General features: G+C 39.9%; 20 protein-coding genes. 12 read left to right on the plus strand and 8 right to left on the minus strand.

Going from position 1 to position 21,796, the window contains the following annotated elements:
* Positions 1-300: 300 nt before the first annotated feature.
* The 9 genes from OA84_RS02210 (at position 301) to pyk (ending at position 8,214) form a co-directional block, all read left to right on the plus strand.
* Positions 301-1,425 (plus strand): FAD-binding oxidoreductase, encoded by a 1,125-nt coding sequence (locus OA84_RS02210; protein ID WP_233701812.1) that lies wholly within the window; start codon positions 301-303, stop codon positions 1,423-1,425.
* Positions 1,426-1,449: 24 nt separating this feature from the next.
* Entirely contained in the window at positions 1,450-1,701 is a 252-nt protein-coding gene (locus OA84_RS02215) for a hypothetical protein (protein WP_039342651.1), read from the plus strand.
* Positions 1,702-1,815: 114 nt separating this feature from the next.
* Positions 1,816-2,748, plus strand: a complete 933-nt coding sequence (gene paaA / locus OA84_RS02220; RefSeq protein ID WP_039341704.1) for a 1,2-phenylacetyl-CoA epoxidase subunit PaaA — start codon at positions 1,816-1,818, stop codon at positions 2,746-2,748.
* 118 nt (positions 2,749-2,866) lie between these two features.
* Complete coding sequence (gene hutG, locus OA84_RS02225) at positions 2,867-3,790, plus strand: formimidoylglutamase (protein WP_039341706.1); 924 nt, start codon at positions 2,867-2,869, stop codon at positions 3,788-3,790.
* Between the two features lie 256 nt (positions 3,791-4,046).
* Positions 4,047-4,286, plus strand: a complete 240-nt coding sequence (locus tag OA84_RS02230; protein WP_002976354.1) for an acyl carrier protein — start codon at positions 4,047-4,049, stop codon at positions 4,284-4,286.
* A 24-nt stretch (positions 4,287-4,310) separates the two neighbouring features.
* Positions 4,311-5,555 (plus strand): beta-ketoacyl-ACP synthase II, encoded by a 1,245-nt coding sequence (gene fabF / locus OA84_RS02235; protein ID WP_039341731.1) that lies wholly within the window; start codon positions 4,311-4,313, stop codon positions 5,553-5,555.
* 11 nt (positions 5,556-5,566) lie between these two features.
* Entirely contained in the window at positions 5,567-6,331 is a 765-nt protein-coding gene (gene rnc, locus OA84_RS02240) for a ribonuclease III (RefSeq protein WP_039341734.1), read from the plus strand.
* Positions 6,306-6,776, plus strand: coding sequence for an IPExxxVDY family protein (locus OA84_RS02245; RefSeq protein ID WP_039341736.1), 471 nt, complete (start codon positions 6,306-6,308; stop codon positions 6,774-6,776). The genes rnc and OA84_RS02245 overlap by 26 nt, the downstream gene beginning before the upstream one ends.
* Complete coding sequence (gene pyk, locus OA84_RS02250; protein WP_039341738.1) at positions 6,769-8,214, plus strand: pyruvate kinase; 1,446 nt, start codon at positions 6,769-6,771, stop codon at positions 8,212-8,214. Before OA84_RS02245 ends, pyk begins: the two co-directional genes overlap by 8 nt.
* A gap of 188 nt (positions 8,215-8,402) precedes the next feature.
* Here pyk and groL read toward each other — a convergent pair whose 3' ends face one another.
* From groL to OA84_RS02275, 4 genes are all read right to left on the minus strand, one after another.
* On the minus strand, positions 8,403-10,025 hold the full coding sequence (gene groL / locus OA84_RS02255; RefSeq protein ID WP_039341741.1) for a chaperonin GroEL: 1,623 nt from the start codon (positions 10,023-10,025) through the stop codon (positions 8,403-8,405).
* Between the two features lie 80 nt (positions 10,026-10,105).
* Positions 10,106-10,384 (minus strand): co-chaperone GroES, encoded by a 279-nt coding sequence (locus OA84_RS02260; protein ID WP_039341744.1) that lies wholly within the window; start codon positions 10,382-10,384, stop codon positions 10,106-10,108.
* Positions 10,385-10,541: 157 nt separating this feature from the next.
* On the minus strand, positions 10,542-12,911 hold the full coding sequence (locus tag OA84_RS02265; RefSeq protein ID WP_039341747.1) for a M1 family metallopeptidase: 2,370 nt from the start codon (positions 12,909-12,911) through the stop codon (positions 10,542-10,544).
* 158 nt (positions 12,912-13,069) lie between these two features.
* Positions 13,070-13,642, minus strand: a complete 573-nt coding sequence (locus OA84_RS02275) for a HupE/UreJ family protein (RefSeq protein WP_039342654.1) — start codon at positions 13,640-13,642, stop codon at positions 13,070-13,072.
* A gap of 59 nt (positions 13,643-13,701) precedes the next feature.
* Here OA84_RS02275 and OA84_RS02280 point away from each other — a divergent pair, with 59 nt between their 5' ends.
* Positions 13,702-14,205, plus strand: coding sequence for a DUF6702 family protein (locus tag OA84_RS02280; protein WP_084060832.1), 504 nt, complete (start codon positions 13,702-13,704; stop codon positions 14,203-14,205).
* On the opposite strand, the gene OA84_RS02285 is transcribed toward OA84_RS02280, so the two are convergent.
* The 3 genes from OA84_RS02285 to OA84_RS11125 all read right to left on the minus strand — a co-directional run bounded on the left by OA84_RS02285 (position 14,202) and on the right by OA84_RS11125 (position 16,820).
* Entirely contained in the window at positions 14,202-14,774 is a 573-nt protein-coding gene (locus OA84_RS02285) for an acyl carrier protein phosphodiesterase (protein ID WP_039341753.1), read from the minus strand. The two genes, OA84_RS02280 and OA84_RS02285, sit on opposite strands and share 4 nt — an antisense overlap.
* Before the next feature lie 72 nt (positions 14,775-14,846).
* A complete protein-coding gene (gene radA, locus OA84_RS02290) occupies positions 14,847-16,193 on the minus strand; it encodes a DNA repair protein RadA (protein WP_039341756.1) in 1,347 nt (448 codons plus the stop codon).
* A 99-nt stretch (positions 16,194-16,292) separates the two neighbouring features.
* The gene (locus OA84_RS11125; RefSeq protein WP_052252069.1) at positions 16,293-16,820 is read right to left on the minus strand and encodes a YceI family protein; all 528 of its coding nucleotides are present in this window, start codon (positions 16,818-16,820) and stop codon (positions 16,293-16,295) included.
* A gap of 623 nt (positions 16,821-17,443) precedes the next feature.
* On the opposite strand from OA84_RS11125, the gene OA84_RS02310 reads away from it, so the two are divergent.
* Positions 17,444-19,051: a CTP synthase gene (locus OA84_RS02310; RefSeq protein ID WP_039341763.1), complete on the plus strand. Its 1,608-nt coding sequence runs from the start codon at positions 17,444-17,446 to the stop codon at positions 19,049-19,051.
* Between the two features lie 162 nt (positions 19,052-19,213).
* The gene (gene yidC, locus OA84_RS02315; protein WP_039341765.1) at positions 19,214-21,022 is read left to right on the plus strand and encodes a membrane protein insertase YidC; all 1,809 of its coding nucleotides are present in this window, start codon (positions 19,214-19,216) and stop codon (positions 21,020-21,022) included.
* 42 nt (positions 21,023-21,064) lie between these two features.
* Here yidC and OA84_RS02320 read toward each other — a convergent pair whose 3' ends face one another.
* Positions 21,065-21,688 (minus strand): ribonuclease HII, encoded by a 624-nt coding sequence (locus OA84_RS02320; RefSeq protein WP_052252070.1) that lies wholly within the window; start codon positions 21,686-21,688, stop codon positions 21,065-21,067.
* Between the last annotated feature and the right edge of the window lie 108 nt (positions 21,689-21,796).

Here is a 21,796-nt window from a genome sequence, read left to right on the forward strand (position 1 = left end):
TATTTTTTAATTTTTTGGGAACACGGGGAATTCACTACTTCTGAATTCCCGATGCCTCCAATTCAATCATTTATTTAATTCAACTTTCTGTCATCAAAAATTATTCTAACGCATTTATTTGCCGTTATTTAAGCCAATTTTTCCGATTTGCATTTTCTAAAGCACTGGCTTTCAGTCAATTTTTCCGGATTTAGCAAAATAGCAAAATTCCATTTTTAAAAAATATGCCTTTAAAGGAGGAAATTTTTCTGATTTGAAAAGCAGGTTTCCAATTTTTCAGCTTTTAAAAAATAAGTATATTTGTTGAACTCACTTTATTTGAGATTTTTACTTATTATGCACCATTTCCACCAGCTAAAAACAACAAGAGTTACGCGCGAAACCAACGATTGCGTACATATCGCTTTTAAAATACCAGACCATCTCCGCCACGAATTTTCCTTTAAACAAGGGCAATATCTGAATGTAAGATTTGTTTTTGAAGGTGAAGATTTGCGCCGCAGCTATTCCATCGTCAACGCGCCGAGCGAAAAAAACAACGAGCTGGAAATTTTGGTGAAACATCTGGAAAACGGTAAAGTTTCCACGTATTTAAACCAGGAATTAAAAGGCGGTGATATGCTGGAAGTTCTCGCACCCTCGGGACATTTTTACACGCATTATCATCCGTCAAACCAAAAAACCTATGTTGGTTTAGCGGCAGGAAGCGGAATTTCGCCGGTTTTATCCAATATTAAAGAAGCACTATTTCAGGAACCTTTAAGTTCAGCTTATCTTTTTTTCAGCAATAAAAGTTTTAATGAAATTATATTTAAAAAAGAGATCGATGAGCTGGTAGAAAAATTTCAGGGACGTTTGAAGGTTATTTTTCTGCTTTCGCGCGAAAAGCATTTTGAGGATGAACTTTTTGAAGGACGAATTTCTGCGGAAAAACTGGATCTTTTGTTTCAAAGGTTTGACCAGATTCCGGTGCAGGATTCCACCTATTTTATTTGCGGACCTTCGGAAATGATTAAAGGAATTTCAGATTATCTGAAAAAGGAAAAGAAAGTTCCGTCTTTACAGATTATGTATGAATATTACGTTGCGCCCGATCAGGAAGGCAATGCAGATATGAGTGAAGAATTTAAAGCTATTCCCAATCTGGAAAGTATGGTAACTTTAATCATCGATGATGATGAATATTCGTTTCACCTGAATTCCAAGAAAAAAAGCATTCTGGATCAGGCGTTAGACGAGAAACTTCCGGTACCGTTTGCGTGCAAAGGCGGCGTTTGCTGTACCTGCAAAGCACAGGTGATGGAAGGTGAAGTATTTATGGAAAAAAACTTTGCGCTGACCGAAGATGAGGTGGAGCGCGGTTTTGTACTGACGTGCCAATGTCACCCGACGACCAATGTGGTGATGTTGAACTACGACGTTTAAGTGAAATTAAAAAAAACAGAAAAAATGGCAAGTTGGAAATTTGCTTCGATTATCGAAGAAGACAAAGAATTTAAAGTAGAAGGATTGAATATCTGGAACTATTATTGGCATTGCTCTGACCGCAAGATTGAAGTGATTGGTCCGAAAACCGGAAACCCGTACCAGTTTAATGAGTACGAAATCCGAAGTCCGGAAAAAACCGTAACTTTTGTAGCCGGCGAATTTTCCGACGGCAAAATCGGACTTTATTTAAAAGAGGAAGAATCGATTAATTAATTTGAAAATGTGCTGATTTGAAAATGATTTGAAAAAGTACTTTAAACTACACCTTCTAACTCGCAAACTTTCAAATTCTCAAATTTTTAATTTTTAATTTTCAAAAAAAAAGCAATGAATAACGATAAATTTTTAGAATACGTACAGGCAGAAAATAAGGTCGAACCAAAAGATGTAATGCCCGATGATTACCGAAAACTGCTCGTACGCCAGATTTCTCAGCACGCGCACTCCGAAATAGTTGGAATGTTGCCCGAAGCCAACTGGATTTCCCGCGCGCCCACGCTCCGACGAAAAATGGCACTTTTAGCAAAAATTCAGGATGAAGCCGGCCACGGTCTCTATTTATACGCCGCAACAGAAACTCTGAACAACGGTGAAATAGCGGCCGACCGCGATTCTACCTACAACGATATGCTTTCCGGAAAAGCAAAATATTCCAGCATTTTTAATTATCCGGCACTTTCCTGGGCAGATATTGGCGCCATTGGCTGGCTTGTAGACGGCGCAGCTATTATGAACCAGGTGATGCTGATGGGAAATTCCTACGGTCCGTATTCCCGCGCCATGGTGAGAATCTGTAAAGAGGAATCTTTTCACCAACGACAGGGTTATGAAATATTGATGACGCTTTGTCGCGGAACTAAAGAGCAGAAAGATTTAGCACAGGAAGCGTTGAACCGTTTCTGGTGGCCGGCGTTGATGATGTTCGGACCAAACGATGCCGATTCGCCAAATTCCCAAAAATCCATGAATTACCGGGTAAAAAGAGAAAGCAACGATGCACTTCGTCAAAGATTTGTGGATGTTACCGTTTCCCAGGCAGAATTTTTAGGTTTAAAAATTCCAGACAAAGATTTAAAATGGAATGAAGAAACGCAGCATTACGATTTCGGTGAATTGCCGTGGGACGAATTTATGGAAGTTTTGAAAGGAAATGGACCCTGCAACAAAAAACGTTTGGAAACCAAAAGAAAAGCGCAGCGCGAACATTCCTGGGTGAAAGAAGCCGCAATGGCGTATGCTGAAAAGCATGTTTCAGTTTAAATAAACTTTAGACTGAAACCGAAAAGTCTTTCCCAGCTATTTCCGCACACCAACAAATTTTCAGATTTTCAAATTTTCAAATCATCACATTTTCAAATCGCAAATCTCAAACTAAAATATGATTTGGCAAGGACGTTTCGATGGTGAAGAACCACTCTATCACCGAGTTTTCCAACGTGTCACCGAAGAAAGCAGTTATGAAGTCATTAATGAAAATGATTTTGTGCTGCACGGTTTTGCGGTGGACGAAGGTGTAAAACGAAATAAAGGTCGCGAAGGGGCCAAAAACGCGCCCGATATTATCCGAAGAAATACCGTGAATTTCCCGATTGTCAATCCGCATTTCGCGCTGAAAGATTTCGGAAATATTTCTTGTGAAGATGGTGATTTAGAAAAATCCCAAAAAAACCTCGCTGAAGCCGTTAAAAAAACTTTAGAACAAAAAGGAAAATCTTTGGTTTTCGGTGGCGGACATGAAGTGATGTTCGCGCATTTTTCCGGCATTAAAGCCGCTTTTCCGGAAAAGAAAATCGGAATCATCAATTTTGATGCGCATTTTGATAACCGGGAAATCGACAAAAATATCGGCGCAACTTCCGGAACGGGATTTTGGCAAATCGCACAAGAAGGCGATTTAAATTCATTACACATCGGAATTCAAAGAAATTCAAATACTTTAAAATTGTTCGATAGCGCTCATCAGATGGGAATGAAATACATTTTGGCGGAAGAGTTGTTTTTCGAAAATTTGCCGGTTTTGTACCCAAAAATTGAGGAGTTCATTGCGGATGTGGATTTGCTTTACATCACCATTTGTATGGATGTTTTCAATGCGGCAATAGCGCCGGGCATTTCTGCGCCTGCTTATAACGGGATTTTTGCGGATGCGGCTTTTATGCATTTGTATAAGCATATTTTCGATTCAAATAAAGTAATCGCGCTGGATGTTGCGGAAGTGAACCCAAATTTCGACGAAAATGAAAGAACTGCAAGATTAGCCGCGGCGCTGGTGAATGAGTGGTTTATGGTGAGTTCATTTTAAAAAAAATCGGGTTAAAAAGACATTTTTTCTAAATTTCTATTTTCAATTTTAATAAAATTTAATCTGAAGTTTTTCTATTTCTATCGAACCTTACTCAAGAAAATTAGGCTATATTTGCCCACTTTTTATAAAATAATGCAGGTAGGAAATTCCGGAAAAAAGCACCGAAGAGCAGGTAAAAAATACTAAAAAAAGTGCTACTAATAAAGAATTTTATATATTTGCAGCAACTAACAATTAATTAAAATTTAATACTATGTCAGACATTGCATCAAGAGTAAAAGCGATTATCGCTGATAAACTCGACGTTGAAGAAACGGAAGTAACTCCAGAAGCTAGCTTTACTAATGATTTAGGAGCTGATTCTTTGGACACTGTAGAACTAATTATGGAATTCGAAAAAGAATTTAACATTCAGATTCCTGATGACCAAGCAGAAAAAATTACAACGGTAGGACACGCTATTGCTTACATTGAAGAAGTAGTGAACAAATAATATTCTATCACAAAGAAAAGATTTATGGAATTAAAAAGAGTAGTTGTTACCGGCTTCGGCGCTATTACACCTGTAGGAAAAAATGCCAAAGATTTCTGGGAAAGCCTTGTGAAAGGTGAGAGCGGTGCTGCTCCTATTACTCTTTTTGATGCCAGAAACTTTAAAACCAAATTTGCGTGCGAGGTTAAAAACTTCGATCCATTGGAGCATTTCGATAAGAAAGAAGCGAAGAAAATGGATAGAAACACGCAACTGGGCGTTGTTGCCGCGCGCGAAGCCGTGGCACATTCCCGAATTATGGAAGGCGAACTTGATAAAAACCGAGTTGGCGTAATCTGGGGCTCCGGAATTGGCGGTCTGGAAACTTTCGAACAGGAGGTACTGGGCTGGGCAAACACGGAAATCCCGCGTTTCAACCCGTTTTTTATTCCAAAAATGATTGCCGATATCACTGGCGGTCAAATTTCTATTGAATACGGTTTTCACGGACCGAACTACACGACAGTTTCTGCGTGTGCTTCTTCTGCGAACGCGATTATCGATTCTAAAATGCTTATTCAGCTCGGCAAAGCAGACGTTATTGTCTGCGGTGGTTCTGAAGCTGCTGTTACAGCGAGCGGCGTAGGTGGTTTTAATGCCATGATGGCGCTTTCAACCCGAAACGACGATCCAAAAACTGCTTCCCGACCTTTTGACAAAGACCGCGACGGTTTTGTTTTGGGCGAAGGAGCAGGAACTATTATTTTAGAAGAATATGAGCATGCGGTAAAACGTGGCGCAACCATTTATGCTGAACTTAAAGGCGGCGGAATGAGTGCTGATGCTTATCACATGACTGCTCCGCATCCTGAAGGTTTAGGCGCTTATCTGGTAATGAAAAATTGCCTGGAAGATGCCGGAATAAGTGCGGACGAAGTGGATCACATCAATATGCACGGAACTTCTACTCCATTAGGCGATATTGCGGAATCCAACGCGATCTCGAAACTTTTAGGTGAACATGCGTTTGACATTCAGATCAATTCCACAAAATCAATGACCGGTCACTTATTAGGTGCTGCGGGCGTTGTGGAAGCTATTGCCGCAATCCATACCATTATCCACAATATTGTTCCTCCAACGATCAATCATTTCACGGATGATGAAAAAATTGACAGTCGACTGAACTTTACTTTCCACCACGCAGTGGAAAAAGAAGTAAATGTAGCGATGAGCAATACTTTCGGTTTTGGCGGGCATAATGCGTGCGTACTTTTCACTAAAATCTAAGAACTTCAACAATGGAGTTACAGAAATACCTTTCTAAATTCCTGGTCAGAAGAAAAAAAACACTTTCGGAAAAAGATTACCATTTAAGCAATGAAATTACCAAAATCATCGGTTGTTCCATTCAAAACATCAATCTTTACCGCGAAGCTTTTTCTTTAAAATCGTCTTCGAAATTTAAGCAAAACAACAACTATGAACGCCTGGAATTTTTAGGCGATTCTGTCTTGGGAACCATTATTTCCTGTCATTTATTTGCAACATATCCGCACGCGAACGAAGGATATTTAACGCAGATGAAATCTAAAATCGTAAACCGGAAAAACCTTAATAAATTAGGAACTGAACTCGGTTTACCGAATTTTCTGCAGAATGATTCGCATACGACTTTAAGCGAAAATCTCGCGGGAAATCTTTTCGAATCGCTTATTGGTGCACTTTACCTGGATTTAGAATACGACACGTGCCGGAGAATTGTACTGGAACGTTTGCTTACGCCGTCGGAAATCAACAAACTTGAAAATAAGATCGTAAGTTACAAAGGTTTGCTGCTGGAATGGAGCCAGAAAAAAAAGCTGAGTATCCGTTACGAAACTGTCGAAGAAATTCAGGCAAATAGAAACCTGGTTTTCAGGACGTACGTTTGGCTCGAGAACGAAAGCATTTCTAACGCGACGGAAACCTCTAAGAAAAAAGCTGAAGAAAAAGCAGCACAGCGTGCCTTCTATATTTTAAATAAAAAACAGTGCATCATTGAAAACCCAAAAGATCATCCTTGATATTGACTATGACGACGAAATTACGATCGGCCTGGTTCGTCTCGCAAAGGAGGTTCCGGATTATGAACTTTTTTACCACCTCAATGCCTTAAATCCTTTTAGCTTTAAACGGATTTCCGACCTTGTTCTACGCGGCAACATTTCAGATCATTATTTCCCTCGCTTCCGGGCTTTTCACAATTCCACGCAGGTATGCGTTCACTTTATTTCCAACCGTGCTTCGCAGGTAATACAGACCAAAACTTCGCACGAATTATTTTCCGGCGACGAAGATTCCGGGTTTTTGCTTAAAAATTTTCAGGATGTAGATTATATCATAAAGACATCGGAGCCATTTGATGATTTTTCAGTAATTTTGCTCCCTGAAAATCTGATGTTTCAAATTCAGAATTTTCATTTAAGCCCCGAAGAGGAGCTTTATCAATTAATTCAATATTATGATTAAATATCTAAAAAAGACCAAAATCATCGCAACCCTCGGGCCTGCATCTTCCGACAAGGAAACGATGATCGAGCTGGTAAAAGCAGGTGTAGATGTGTTCCGTATCAATTTTTCGCACGCTGATTACGCTATTGTAAAGAAAAATATAGAAACCATTCGCGAAATCAACAAGGAGTTTGGTCACTCCGTTGGGATTTTAGGGGATTTACAGGGACCAAAGCTTCGCGTAGGTGTTGTTAAAGAAGGTTCTTATTTAAATCCCGGTGATGTTTTAACCTTTACCAACGAGAAAATTGAAGGTGATTCTACCAAAGTTTACATGACTTATCAGCAGTTTCCGAAAGATGTAAAAGTTGGTGAAAGAATTTTGATCGATGACGGAAAACTGGTTTTGCAAGTTATAGAAACAAATGAAATAGATACTGTACGCGCAAAAACAATTCAAGGGGGACCGCTGAGTTCAAAAAAAGGCGTAAATCTTCCGAACACGAATGTTTCTTTACCCGCTTTGACGGAAAAAGACATCGAAGATGCCAACTTTATGCTCGATTTGGAAGTTGACTGGATCGCCTTGTCTTTTGTGCGACACGCGCAGGACATTATTGATTTAAAGGAAATTATAAAAAATCACCCTACAAACAAGCAAAAAACGCCAATCATTGCTAAGATCGAAAAGCCGGAAGGTGTTCGGAACATCGAACAGATTTTGATGGAATGCGATGGATTAATGGTGGCGCGTGGGGATTTGGGTGTAGAAGTTCCGATGGAAGAAGTTCCTGCCATTCAGAAAAATTTGGTCGCTATAGCCCGAAATTATGCGAAACCGGTCATCATTGCTACTCAGATGATGGAAACCATGATCAACAGTTTAACACCGACCAGAGCTGAGGTAAACGACGTTGCCAACTCGGTGCTTGATGGTGCCGATGCTGTAATGCTTTCCGGTGAAACTTCAGTAGGAAAATATCCGGTTGATGTGGTGCGGAATATGGCAAAAATTGTAAAAAATATTGAGCAAACTAATTTTTACCGAACAAAAAATTCGCCAATTGAGCACGATTTTGACTGCATCGATGAACGTTTTATTACAAATAGAATCTGTCTTGCAGCCGTAAGAATTGCTAAAACCACAAATGTTGAAGCAATTGTAACCTTAACGCATTCCGGGTATACAGCGTTTCAAATTTCTGCGCACAGACCGAATTCAAACATTGTGGTTTTCAGTTCTAACAAACGTGTGATTACGATGTTGAACTTGCTTTGGGGCGTACGCGCTTTCCATTACGATATGCAGAAATCTACCGACGAAACCATTACTCAGGTAAATATGCTGGCGCATACCAACGGTTTTGTGCAAAAGGGCGATTTTGTAATCAACCTGAACGCGACGCCGGCTTATGTAGACGGGAAAACAAACACGCTGAGACTAACTACGATATAATTTTTGCTTTAGGCTATAAGCTTAAAGCTTACGGCTCAAAATTCTTTAAATCTAAAAAATTAGCCGATATAACGGCATATTTTTTGGGTTTGCTAAAACAAAAAATTCCGCGCTAAAAGCACGGAATTTTTTTCTCTGCTATAGGTAAGCTTAAAGCCTATTGCTTATGGCTTAAAGCAGTAAGCGTATTACATCATTCCCGGCATTCCGCCACCCATTGGCATTGCTGGTTCATCTTTTTTAACCTCGGTGATTACACACTCTGTAGTTAACAACATTCCGGAAACGGAAGCTGCATTTTCCAAAGCAACACGTACCACTTTAGTTGGGTCAATGATTCCCGCTTCGTACATATTTACGTACTCGTCAGTTTTTGCATTGAAACCAAAATCTGATTCACCTTCCGCAACTTTCGCTACGATTACAGAACCCTCTCCGCCTGCATTGATCACGATTTGTCTCAATGGTTCTTCGATGGCTCTTCTTACGATTTTAATACCGGTAGTTTCGTCCATATTGTCACCTTCAAAATTAAGGGAAGCAATACTTCTTACCAAAGCTACACCACCACCTGCAACAATACCTTCTTCTACAGCGGCTCTTGTTGCGTGAAGTGCATCATCAACACGGTCTTTTTTCTCTTTCATTTCTACTTCAGAAGCGGCACCGACGTAAAGTACGGCTACTCCACCGGCTAATTTTGCTAATCTTTCCTGAAGTTTTTCTTTATCGTAATCAGATGTTGTAGTTTCCATCTGAGCTTTGATCTGGTTTACACGACCTTTGATTTGAGCTTCGTCACCGCCACCGTTTACCAAAGTAGTATTGTCTTTATCGATAACCACTTTTTCAGCTGTTCCAAGCATTTCTAAAGTTGCGTTTTCCATAGTGAAACCTCTTTCTTCCGAGATTACAGTTCCGCCAGTTAAAATCGCGATATCTTCCAACATTGCTTTTCTACGGTCACCAAAACCAGGTGCTTTTACCGCAGCGATTTTAAGAGAACCTCTTAATTTATTTACGACTAAAGTTGCCAAAGCTTCACCTTCAACTTCCTCACAGATAATCAATAAAGCTTTTCCGGCTTGTGCAACAGGTTCTAAAACCGGAAGCAATTCTTTCATTGAAGAGATTTTTTTCTCTACCAAAAGAATGTACGGATTTTCAAGTTCAGTCAACATTTTTTCCGGATTGGTCACGAAATAAGGTGATTGGTAACCTCTGTCGAACTGCATTCCTTCTACAACATCTACGGTTGTATCCGTTCCTTTTGCTTCTTCCACAGTGATTACACCTTCTTTACCAACCTTACCGAAAGCTTCAGCGATTAATGTTCCGATGTTGTCGTCATTATTTGCAGAAATTGAAGCAATTTGCTTGATTTTTTCTGATGAATCACCAACTTCTCTGGATTGTTCTTTTAAATTTGCTACAACTGCAGAAACTGCTTTGTCGATCCCTCTTTTTAAATCCATTGGGTTTGCGCCTGCTGCTACGTTTTTCAAACCTTCACGAACGATAGCCTGAGCTAAAACCGTTGCTGTAGTTGTTCCGTCTCCGGCGATGTCATTGGTTCTGGAAGCAACTTCCTTCACCATTTGAGCACCCATATTTTCTACGCGGTCTTCCAGTTCAATTTCTTTTGCGACAGAAACACCGTCTTTGGTAACGTGTGGTGCACCGAATGATTTTTCGATTACCACGTTTCTACCTTTTGGTCCTAAAGTTACTTTTACAGCGTTCGCCAAAGCGTCAACACCTCTTTTTAAAGCGTCTCTTGACTCGATATCAAATTTTATTTCTTTTGCCATTTTCTTTTATTTTTTGCGAGGGAGTAATTTACCTGCGCTTGATTTGTTAATTGTTAATTGATATACTAGAAAACAGAGTGTTACCCAATAATTCCCAAGATATCGCCTTCTTTTACGATCAGATAATCTTTACCATCTAACTTCAATTCGGAACCTGAATATTTTCCGTAAAGCACTTTATCACCAACTTTCACGGCGGTAGGTTCATCTTTTTTGCCCGGTCCGGCAGCAACTACAATACCTTCCTGTGGTTTTTCTTTTGCGGTATCGGGGATAATAATTCCTGAGGCGGTTTTTGTTTCAGCAGCGGTTGGCTCTACCAAAACTCGGTCTGCTAATGGTTTAAAGTTTACTGACATATTTTTTAGTTTAAATTATTAATTATACTGCGGTGGTTTTGACGAAAACAATGCCAACGGAGCTTTTGTGCTAATCTGTCACGGCAGAGCCATTTGCAAGAAAATTTGGCAGAAAAAAAGTCACCTCAATGAGATGACTTTTATTAAATTTTATTTTCTACTTTTTCTTTCCGGCTGCCTGCATCGGATTTACTTTTCCGTTTGCAGCGCCACGCGCTGAACCTTCCTGCTTTTGTTTGAAAACCTGAAATTTCGAAGCCGGTTCTGGAATCTCTCCCCAGAAATTATTCGAAGTATCGATGTCTGCAGTTTCACGCATCGGATCAAGCTGAACTGATTTCAGTTTTTTCTTGAAATAATACGTTTTCGACACCTTATTTTCATTTTTTCTCCAGATTTGCGCCGAAGATTTGTCATTTAATTTTGAACCATCTTCAAAAATGAATTCTAAAATCAGCGGCATTACCAAACCGCCTTTATTTGCGAAATCAATTTGGTATGCGTAAATATCTTCAACTGCAGCTCTTTCTTTTTCCGGAACGGTCTGTAAATTATCTGCTTTAATGCGGTATTCTTTTTTAGAATCTACTTTTTCCTGACCACGGTTATAACGCCAGTAAAAATCCTGCGTTTCTTTATCCGTGTCCGTATAAAAAGTGATGTTTTTATCTTCTTTATTTCTGATTTTAGAAATATCCACGAAATCATTCTGCAACGGTGGATCGATGGTATAAATGAACTCGCGGTTTGGTGGCAAAGTGGTAAAATCCGGCTTTGCAACCGTTACTTTTTCAATAGCGATATCTACAGGATCAATTCCGTAAAACCAACCTCTCCAAAACCAATCCAGGTTTTCCGCACTTGCATCATTCATGCTTCGGAAAAAATCTGCCGGCTCCGGATGTTTGAAAGCCCATCTTTTAGAATAAGTTTTAAAAGCTTTGTCAAACAGTTCGCGACCTACAATCGTTTCACGAAGAATATTAAGTCCTGTTGCAGGTTTTGAATAAGCATTCGGGCCAAACTGAACGATATTTTCCGAATTGGTCATAATCGGTTCCAGCTGGTCTTTCGGCAATTTCATGTAATCTACAATCGTATGCGCAGGACCGCGACGTGACGGGAAATTATTGTCCCATCTTTCTTCGGTTAAATATTCCACAAAAGTATTTAAACCTTCATCCATCCAGGACCATTGTCTTTCATCAGAATTAATGATCATCGGGAAGAAATTATGTCCCACTTCGTGGATGATTACACCGATCATTCCGTTTTTAATTCCTTCAGAATATGTACCGTCTTTTTCAGTTCTCCCGAAATTGAAACAAATCATCGGATACTCCATACCATTTGCGGCTTCAATGGATTGTGCTACAGGATACGGATACGGAATTGTGAATTCAGAATAAGTTTTAATCGTATGTGCAACGGCTCTCGTAGAAAATTTTCGGTATAAGTTATAAGCTTCTTTCGGATATAAACTCATCGCCATCACCTCATTTTTATTTTCCGGAATCGTTACTTTCATTCCGTCCCAAACAAATTTTCTTGATGAAGTCCAAGCAAAATCTCGCACATTATCTGCTTCAAATTTCCAGGTTTTTCGCTGCTTAGACTTGCTTTTTTCCGCTTTCTTCGCTTCATCTAAAGTCACAATTTCTATCGGTTCATTAGCATTTTGTGCCTGTTTCCATCGCGCAAGTTGTGCTGAAGTCAAAACTTCCTCGAAGTTTTTGCCGGCACCTGTCGCGGCCACGATATGATCCGCAGGAACATTCATTGAAACTTTAAAATCTCCAAAGGCTAAAGCAAATTCACCGCGACCGGTAAACTGGTTATGCTGCCAACCGCGGAAATCGCTGTAAACACACATTCTCGGGTACCATTGCGTAATCGTATATAAATCATTTCCGTCTTCCGGGAAAAATTCGTATCCGCCACGGCCACCCATTTCGATGCGGTTCGGGATGTTGTAATTCCAATCTATTTTAAAGGTAATTTTTTCACCTTTTTTCAACACTTTAGGTAAATCGATGCGCATCATCGTTTTGTTCACGATATATGGCAAAGCTTTTCCGGAAGCATCGGTTACTTTTTCTAAGTTGACGCCGAAACCATTATTTTTCACCGGTAAATCGCTCACTTTTAGATCATCAGAAGTTGCTCTTTTTGGCAAAAATGATTCTGAATCATAACCCGCATTTTTTACGGACGACTGCTCATTTTCATCAAGTTGCAACCACAAATATTCCAGATCATCCGGTGAATTGTTATAATAGGTTATTGTTTCTGAACCTTTCAAATTCCTTTTGTCTTCATCCAGATACGCAGTGATGTCGTAATCGGCGCGGTTTTGCCAATAACCTTGTCCGGGCGCGCCAGAACCTGTTCTGTAAACGTTCGGCGTTGGCAGAATTGTGCCGAGCTGTTCAAACTTATTGCCGTGATTGCTTGTAGGATTGTTTTGAATGTTCTGCCCGAAAAACACAGTAGAACAAAAGACCAGAGCGAGGAATTTGATTTTCATAAATGCTTAGTGAGATTTCAAATTTAAATATTTTCTGTAAATATTGGTTTTTTTTTTCAAAAAACCACGCTGGAACCGAATTTTTTCTGCGGTTTTCGCAAATTCAAATTTTTCGGTGAAGTCAAAATCGAAAAAAAGGGCAAAATAGCCCAGAATTTTTACATCCGTTCCAAAATCATTTGCCCGGAAAGTAAGATTGCAACCACGGAAATTCCGGTGATCCAATATTTTTGCTGAAGTTTCAAGAATTTTGAAAGTAAGAAAAACAGCGTCATAATCAGTACAACAACAGTAATTTGACCGAGTTCCAAGCCGATATTAAAACCTAAAAGCGGTACTGCGATGGTTTGTTCTGCTGCCATCGCCATTCGCGCGGTATTTGCGAAACCTAAACCATGTATTAAGCCAAAGAAAAGCGCCAAACCATAATTGATTTTCATCAATTTCTGCCGGTTTTCCCGAAATAAAATATTGTCCAGCGCCGTTAAAACAATGGTAATCGGAATTAAAATTTCAACTAAAGTTGACGGCAATCTCACCAAATCTAAAATACTGAAAGCTAAAGTTATGGAATGGCCAATGGTAAAAGCGGTGACCAAAAGCAGAATTTTTCGCCAGTCTTTATAGAAATACGCCGCCACCAAAACCAAAATAAAAAGCTGATGATCAAGCGCATCTAAAGAAATAATGTGTTCCCAGCCAAGGTTTAAATAAAATAAAAAATCAGACATTGTAAAAAAAATTTTTACGAAAATAATGATTAATTTCGTCACCTGAAATGCAAAACATAATGCTGAAAAAAATACTGCCCTTTTTACTGCTTTTTTTCTTTTTTACCGCACCGGCCAACGAGATTCATCCGTATCACGTGGGCTCGGTGGAATTTAATTATAACCAAAAATCAAAAACCTTCGAAATTACCGGCAAATTTTTCCTGGATGATTTGGAAAATGCCTTGAAAGAAAAATTCGGCAGCGCGGTTCATTTTAATGATCCGAAATATAAAAATCAAATCAACGATTATTTGAAAAAATACTGCGAGGAATATTTGAAACTGAAAGCTGACAATAAATTTGTGAAGGTGAATTATATCGGGTTTGAAGAAGACAGCGAAGCCGTAAATATTTATCTGGAATCCGAACCTGTGAACGCTCCCAAAAAAGTGGAAGCTGCGGTAAGTTTGCTCTATAATTTTTTTGAGGATCAGATGAATATTATTCACATCATCGTAGCCGGAAACCGACAAAGTGACAAACTGAATTATCCGAATCGGTACTTGTATAAAACCTTTTAAAAGCCGGAATTCACTTCTTTCACGTGCGCTACAAGATCCGGAAAAAAAGCGTCGAAATGCCGTTGAAGTTGTGGTTTATTGCTGAGAAAAACTTCGAAAACGCCTAAACTTTTGTCCAGATATTTTGCTTTGTTCAGCACATTCTGCATTGAATATTTAATTCCCCAATCTTCGCGGTAATTGAAAAGCCAATTGTCTTTTTCCATTGCATCTACCATTTTTAGCAGCTTTTCGGGCAAAAAATCTTCATTTCTCCGCAACGCCTGATAAACTTTTTCTGCGTGTATTTTCAACTCTTTTTTAGACATTGAATTGGCTAAAAAATAATCCAGCGCTACATCTACAAACGCGCCGGAATACAACCGAACCATCGGACTGAAAATTTTGCGCGCTTCGTGAAGTTCCGGATGCGCATCGGTAAAAGTATCGATTTCACGGTGCAAGGTAATTCCCTGCTGCATTTTTTCGGGATAAGAATATCTATCGCGATTCGGAATAAAATCCTCCAGAAACTGCCCTACGATCTGCTCGTCGGAATAAGTGAGGAAAGAATGCGCGAGGTAATTCATTTCTATAAGGATGGAGGTTGAAGGATGAAGGATGGAATTGTAATCGTTAATGGTTAATGGTGAATGATAAATTTAAAACAAGCTTTCATGAAAATCCTCAATCTTACTCACTTCCACAATGGTGATGCCGTATTTTTTCTTTGGAATTTTATTGAGGTTTGAAACGAATATTTTTTCGTAGCCGAGTTTTTCAGCTTCGGAAATCCTTTGCTCAATCTGCGGAATGGGGCGGATTTCTCCACTCAAACCAATTTCTCCCGCAAAACAGAAATGTTCGGAAATCGCTACATCTTCATTGGAAGATAAAATGGAAGCTACCACTGCTAAATCCAGCGCTGGGTCTCCTGTTTTTATTCCACCAGTTATATTAAGAAACACGTCTTTGGCACCGAGCTGAAAACCCGCTCTTTTTTCGAGAACCGCCAAAAGCATATTCAGTCTTTTGGAATCGAAACCTGTACAACTGCGCTGTGGCGTACCATAAACCGCGGAACTTACCAGCGCCTGGATTTCAATCAGCATCGGGCGGTTTCCTTCCAAAGTCACTGCGACAGAATTTCCGGAAAGTTCCTCGAACTTTTTAGTTATTAATATTTCCGAAGGATTTTTAATTTCTTTCAAACCTTGGGACACCATTTCGTAAATACCGATTTCCGCAGTGGAGCCAAAACGGTTTTTGCTGGCGCGCAAGAGGCGGAATAAATGATTGCGGTCGCCGTCGAAATTCAGCACCACATCTACCATATGTTCCAACACTTTCGGGCCGGCAATTTGGCCATCTTTGGTGATATGACCGACCAAAAACACCGGCGTATTGGTCTGTTTCGCGTATTTTATAATTTCGTTGGAACATTCGCGGATCTGCGAAACCGTTCCCGGCGAACTTTCAATCAGCTGACTTTGCAAAGTTTGGATTGAATCTATAATCACAAAATCGGGCTGCAATTTTTTGGCTTCGTGCAGGATTTTTTCTACCGAGGTTTCGGTAAAAAGGTAGCAGTTTGGGTTCTGAAGTTCCGTAAGCCGGTCCGCGCGCATTTTGATCTGCGAGGCACTTTCTTCCCCCGAAACGTACAAAATTTTCTTTTTCATCTTCAGCGCCAGCTGCAGCAATAAGGTCGATTTTCCGATGCCGGGTTCGCCGCCGATCAGCGTGACGGAACCCAGGACAATGCCGCCGCCCAAAACGCGGTTCAATTCTTCGGAAGGTGTTGTAATTCTTGGTTCTTCCTGAGTTTCCACCTCAATGATATTGATGATATGCTGCTTGGATTTTTCGCTGAAACTTTTCGCGGGAGATTTCTCCACGATTTCTTCCACCAAAGTATTCCATTCGCCGCAATTCTTGCACTGCCCAAGCCACTGCGGATATTGGGAGCCACAGTTTTGACAGAAATATGCCGTTTTCACTTTTGCCATGTTGCGAATTTCCTTCTTTTTTTTGGATAATTAAATTTTTGCAAAAAAAATAACCGCTGGAAAGCGGCTACTTTTTATTGAAGAATATTTCTTGTTTGATTAGTTCGCAACAATATTTACAGTCACTTTAATCGCATCACCGGTTTTTACTCCCATGAAACCAGGTCTTTCCATACCGTAAGTTGAAAGTTTCATATTTTCAGTCCCTGTTATATGATAAGATTTACCGTTTTTAGTTACTGTTACAGGGAAATTCACCTCCTTGGTAACACCTGCTATCGTCATTTTACCTGCCAAATTTCCTTTTCCAACTGCTAATGTAGGTGCGGTAAAAGTAATGTTAGGATACTTATCTGATTTCAGCGCTCCATATGCTTTGTTATCCATCATTTTTCCTTTGGTGCTTTTGAGGCTTTTTGCCGGCATTGTGAATTTTACATTGGTGATGGTGTTTCCGTCTACAGTTCCTGTAAAGGTTGCAGATGACCCATTCATCACCCAGTCATGCACTGGTGAAGTTCCTTCGATATTTACAGTTGTAGATTTTCCTGTGATGTTTTGAGCATTTACCAATCCAGTAAGGGTAACAGCAAATAAAACCAAAATAGATTTCAATGTGTTTTTCATTTTTTTAATTTTTTACAGTCACTTCATTGTAACTGTGTGTAGGACAAAATTCCTTTGGTGAAGTTAAAACAGTTTTGGCCACATTCGTATGATAACTGTCAGGTTTACGTTTTTAGCGCGTATCATATTGACCAATTCCTTTTTTCAGGGCAGATTAGGAAAATTTTCTGCTCGAAATAATTTTAAAAAAAATGACAAAATAGCGGCAAATTTTTTGGTGCGAATGCAGGGATTTTTGAAAAAAAGAGAAAAGGAAAAAGGTAAAAGGAAAAAGTATTTAAAGAGGAAAGAAAAATTTTTGGCGCACAAACAGTCCTACGCGCCGCAAATTAATCTGTGAAAATCTGCGAGCGAAGACTTTCAGCAACTAAAAAATTCCGCTTTAAATGAGCATTTTTTCTTGATTTTGCATGCGAAGTTATTTTGAAAAAAATGCCGAAATAGCAGCATATTTTTTTGGTGCGAAGTATTTCTAGCCCTGATTGCAGCGGCATCCTTTTTTGACGAGGAACGAGGAGAAAAAGATACAGCGGAAAGCAGGTTCCCGGCTCCTGAAAAATATTTGGCAGCGCTTTAGTTGCGCCGCGTTGCAAATTCCCTTAACTTTGCCCAAACCTAATCTAATGAGTAAAAAGAACACGAAATACATCTTCGTAACGGGCGGTGTAACTTCTTCTTTAGGCAAGGGAATCGTCTCGGCATCGCTCGGCTTACTGCTGAAATCGAGAGGTTTTAATGTCACAATCCAAAAACTTGACCCTTATATAAATATCGATCCGGGAACGCTGAATCCGTACGAACACGGCGAATGCTACGTGACGGAAGATGGCGCGGAAACCGACCTTGATCTGGGCCACTACGAAAGATTTCTGGATTCTAAAACTTCGCAAAATAATAACGTAACAACCGGTAAAATTTACCAAACCGTAATTGAAAAAGAGCGGAAAGGTGATTTTCTGGGGAAAACCGTGCAGGTGATTCCGCATATTACGAACGAAATTAAGCGCCGAATAAAAATACTGGCGAAACAGAACTACGACATCATCATCACCGAAATTGGCGGAACTGTTGGCGATATAGAATCGCTTCCTTATATAGAAAGTGTTCGACAATTAAAATGGGAACTGGGTGAAAATAATTCCATGGTGATTCATTTGACTTTGTTGCCGTATTTGGCCTCAAGCGGAGAACTGAAGACGAAACCCTCGCAACACTCGGTGCGCCAGCTGATGGAATCGGGAATTCAGGCGGATGTCCTGGTTTGCCGCACGGAGCACATTATCCCGAAAGAGCAGCGCATGAAACTGGCGCAGTTTTGCAACGTGCCATTGGAAAACGTGATTGAATGTAAAGACCTGGAAACGATTTACGAAGTTCCGCTTTATTTGCAGAAACAGGACTTTGATGATGTGGTTTTAAAAGAACTGAACTTAAAATCTGACTCAGAAGCCGACCTGAAAGACTGGAAAAGCTTTTTGAAAAAATATAAAAATCCGAAAAAATCGGTGGAAATCGCGCTGATCGGAAAATATGTTTCGCTGCAGGATTCTTATAAATCGATTGCTGAAGCATTTATCCACGCTGGCGCTAATATGGAAACTGAAGTGAAAATCCGCTGGGTGTACAGCGGTGAGCTGACGGAAGAAAATATCGCCGAAACTTTGCAGGGAATTGACGGAATGCTGATCGCACCCGGATTCGGTGATCGCGGCATCGAAGGAAAAATTGCAGCCGCGAAATTCGCGAGAGAAAATAATATTCCGCTTTTGGGAATTTGCCTCGGAATGCAGATTATGACGATTGAATTTGCGAGAAATGTCTTGGGCTACCAGAAAGCCAATTCCATGGAATTTGACACTTCCACGCCGGAACCCGTGATCTCATTAATGGAAGACCAGAAAAATGTGGTGGAAAAAGGCGGCACAATGCGTCTTGGCGCCTGGAAATGTGCGCTGAAAGGCGGCTCGAAACTTATCGAAATTTACGGTTCGAAAAATATTTCGGAAAGGCACCGCCATCGTTATGAATTCAATTCTGAATATAAAGAGGAGTTTGAAAAGAACGGTTTGGTTCCGACGGGCGTCAATCCGGAAACGGAACTGGTGGAAACCATTGAGCTTAAAGATCATCCTTTCTATATCGGTGTTCAATATCACCCGGAATATAAGAGCACGGTTGCCTCGCCGCATCCTTTATTCAAGGCGCTGATACAAGCTTCCGCGAAAAAATAAACAACAAGAGATAAAAGACAGCCGTTTTTTATCTCTCGTTTTTTAAATGAATAGGTAAAATCTTCTTGATTGCCAAAAATTTCAGTATTTTTGCCACCTAAAATTATGAGGCAGGAAAGGCAAATTTTTGAGCTTCGCGATTTCAATTCCAAATAAATTAAAATGCAGCAAAATAACGGTTTAGATAAAAACCAACTGATCAGTTTCGTTTTGTTTTCTTTGTTGATCATGGGCGCCATGTTTTATTTTCAGAATAAGCAGGCTACAGAACAGCAGTTAGCAGAAGGGCAAAAGACCACTCAAGTAACGCCAGCGACACCCAACGCAACAAAGCCGGCAGTTGTAGCCAACCTGAACGACAGTGTACAGGCAACTTCAATTCAGCAAGTTCAGTTAAAAAATAAAGAGCTGACGGTTTCTATTTCTACTTTAGGCGGCCAGCTTTCTACCGTGGAGCTGAACGAATACAAAGCGTACAACAAAAATACCGATGTAAACGACAAAAAATTACTGCTTTTTGACCAGAATAATTCTTCATACGGATTTCAGTTTAAAGATAAAACGGGTAAAATTTTCAGCACTAAAGATTTAGTTTTCACGCCGACACAAAACGGAAATACCGTAACGATGCAGGCGAATGCAAATGGCGCTGTGATCCAATTCATTTATACGTTGCTCGGGAAATATACGATTGACTTTAACGTAAAAACACAAGGTTTATCTCAGCTGGTTTCGGATACCAAAGCAGATTTTGTTTGGGATTTTACAGCGCGTCAGCATGAAAAAGGACGTTCGCAGGAACAAACTCATACGGAATTTAATTACGTTTTTGATAATTACAGCAGTTTTGATTACGACGGGAGAACCACAATGGAGGAACCGGACGAAACCCTAAACTGGTTGGCTATAAAACAGCAGTTTTTCGCGATGGTGATTGAGCCGCAAAACGGTTTTAAAAACTCGCAGGGCAGTCAGGACATGATTGACGAAGGCGATTTTCTGAAAAAATTTAATTTTAACGGTCAGGTTGATTTGGCCGGCGGTGAAATGAGCCAGAATTACAAATGGTATTTCATGCCTTTGGATTTGCCTTTATTAAAATCTTACGACAAAAACTTCGATGAATTGCTTCCACTGGGTTGGTCGTTCATCGGAACTTTAAACCGATGGTTTTTCATCCCGATGTACAATTTGATTTCAAGTTGGGGATTAGCTGCAGGTTGGGTAATTTTCCTGATGACGATCATCGTGAAAATTATTTTGTCGCCGGTAATGTTTAAGCAGCATAAGCTGAGCGCGATGATGCGCGTAATTCGTCCGGAAATTGATGAAGTAAACGCGAAATACAAAGACGCCGACCCGATGAAAAAGCAGCAGGAAACCATGGCGGTTTACCGGAAAGCCGGTGTAAACCAAATGGCGGGCTGTTTGCCGGGACTTTTACAGGTACCGATTTTCTACGCCCTGTTCCGCTTTTTTCCGAATATGATTGACCTCCGTGGAAAAAGTTTTTGGTTCGCTAAAGATTTGACCGCATATGACGATGTGATAAAACTTCCGTTTTCAATTCCGTTATTAGGAGATCATTTAAGCATATTTGCGATTGCGTGTACCGTGGTGATTTTAATTTACACCGTAATGACTGCCGGAAATATTCAGCAGCCAACTCAGGAAGGTATGCCGAATATGAAAGTGATTATGTACATTTTCCCGATTACTTTCCTTTTCTTCCTTAATACCTCCGCATCCGGACTTTCGTGGTATTACTTCGTATCGAATGCGATTAATATTTTAATCATTTTAGTCATTAAATATTGGATTTTGGATGAAAAGAAAATTCATGCCCAAATACAGGCGAATAAATTGAAAGAGCCGAAGAAAGAAGGAAAACTTCAGAAAAGAATGCGCGTGATGATGGAAAAAGCACAGGAACAGCAAAAACTTCAGCAACAGCAGTCTAAGAAGAAATAGAAAAAAACACCAAGAAAGCCGGAAGAAAATCTTCCGGCTTTTTTATGCTTCTAAATATGCTGCTTCCTCTTCCGGCGCCGCTTGGCTATAATCTAAGCGGAATGACCTTCGGTGATGAACAGTTGGCCCAAATTCCATTAATGCATTCTGATGTGCTTTTGTCGCATAGCCCATATTGGTGTTCCAGCCATATTGCGGAAATTCGTCATGAAGTTTTATCATCAGTTGATCACGGTAATTTTTTGCTAAAATTGAAGCACACGCAATTGAAAGAAATTTTTCATCACCTTTTATAATACACTGATGTGGAATAAAAGGATAAGCGTGGAACCGGTTGCCATCAACTAATATAAGTTCCGGGCGCGTCGTTAATTGATCTACGGCACGGTGCATCGCGTGAATGCTGGCGTTTAGAATATTGTGTTCATCTATAAAAGACGGCGGAAGTTCCGCAATTGCAAACTCCATTACATTTTCTTTAATATAGGAGTCCAAATCCATTCGGGTCTGAAACGTTAATTTTTTGGAATCATTAACCAAATTTTGCTTAAATTTTTTGGGTAAAATAACAGCTGCAGCTACGACCGGACCGCAAAGACATCCTCTTCCTACTTCATCGCAACCTGCCTCCAGGTAGAGCGATGACCAGCTTTTACGCAATTTCATTTATAGTACCTGTTTAATAATTAAATGGTAATTAAGGTGACAAAAATACAAATTAATTAAGAATTTGTTAACAAATAATTTGGATATATAAATTAAAGTGTGCACTTT

This window comes from Kaistella solincola, from assembly GCF_000812875.1.
Classification (GTDB): Bacteria; Bacteroidota; Bacteroidia; order Flavobacteriales; family Weeksellaceae; genus Kaistella; species Kaistella solincola.

What these genes read in the sequence shown, in the direction of transcription:
- OA84_RS02215 (WP_039342651.1), top strand. Translation starts at nt 1,450, where the DNA reads ATGGCAAGTTGGAAATTTGCTTCGATTATCGAAGAAGACAAAGAATTT.
- paaA (WP_039341704.1), top strand. Translation starts at nt 1,816, where the DNA reads ATGAATAACGATAAATTTTTAGAATACGTACAGGCAGAAAATAAGGTC.
- hutG (WP_039341706.1), top strand. Translation starts at nt 2,867, where the DNA reads ATGATTTGGCAAGGACGTTTCGATGGTGAAGAACCACTCTATCACCGA.
- OA84_RS02230 (WP_002976354.1), top strand. Translation starts at nt 4,047, where the DNA reads ATGTCAGACATTGCATCAAGAGTAAAAGCGATTATCGCTGATAAACTC.
- fabF (WP_039341731.1), top strand. Translation starts at nt 4,311, where the DNA reads ATGGAATTAAAAAGAGTAGTTGTTACCGGCTTCGGCGCTATTACACCT.
- rnc (WP_039341734.1), top strand. Translation starts at nt 5,567, where the DNA reads ATGGAGTTACAGAAATACCTTTCTAAATTCCTGGTCAGAAGAAAAAAA.
- pyk (WP_039341738.1), top strand. Translation starts at nt 6,769, where the DNA reads ATGATTAAATATCTAAAAAAGACCAAAATCATCGCAACCCTCGGGCCT.
- groL (WP_039341741.1), bottom strand. Translation starts at nt 10,025, where the DNA reads ATGGCAAAAGAAATAAAATTTGATATCGAGTCAAGAGACGCTTTAAAA.
- OA84_RS02260 (WP_039341744.1), bottom strand. Translation starts at nt 10,384, where the DNA reads ATGTCAGTAAACTTTAAACCATTAGCAGACCGAGTTTTGGTAGAGCCA.
- OA84_RS02265 (WP_039341747.1), bottom strand. Translation starts at nt 12,911, where the DNA reads ATGAAAATCAAATTCCTCGCTCTGGTCTTTTGTTCTACTGTGTTTTTC.
- OA84_RS02275 (WP_039342654.1), bottom strand. Translation starts at nt 13,642, where the DNA reads ATGTCTGATTTTTTATTTTATTTAAACCTTGGCTGGGAACACATTATT.
- OA84_RS02280 (WP_084060832.1), top strand. Translation starts at nt 13,702, where the DNA reads ATGCTGAAAAAAATACTGCCCTTTTTACTGCTTTTTTTCTTTTTTACC.
- OA84_RS02285 (WP_039341753.1), bottom strand. Translation starts at nt 14,774, where the DNA reads ATGAATTACCTCGCGCATTCTTTCCTCACTTATTCCGACGAGCAGATC.
- radA (WP_039341756.1), bottom strand. Translation starts at nt 16,193, where the DNA reads ATGGCAAAAGTGAAAACGGCATATTTCTGTCAAAACTGTGGCTCCCAA.
- OA84_RS11125 (WP_052252069.1), bottom strand. Translation starts at nt 16,820, where the DNA reads ATGAAAAACACATTGAAATCTATTTTGGTTTTATTTGCTGTTACCCTT.
- OA84_RS02310 (WP_039341763.1), top strand. Translation starts at nt 17,444, where the DNA reads ATGAGTAAAAAGAACACGAAATACATCTTCGTAACGGGCGGTGTAACT.
- yidC (WP_039341765.1), top strand. Translation starts at nt 19,214, where the DNA reads ATGCAGCAAAATAACGGTTTAGATAAAAACCAACTGATCAGTTTCGTT.
- OA84_RS02320 (WP_052252070.1), bottom strand. Translation starts at nt 21,688, where the DNA reads ATGAAATTGCGTAAAAGCTGGTCATCGCTCTACCTGGAGGCAGGTTGC.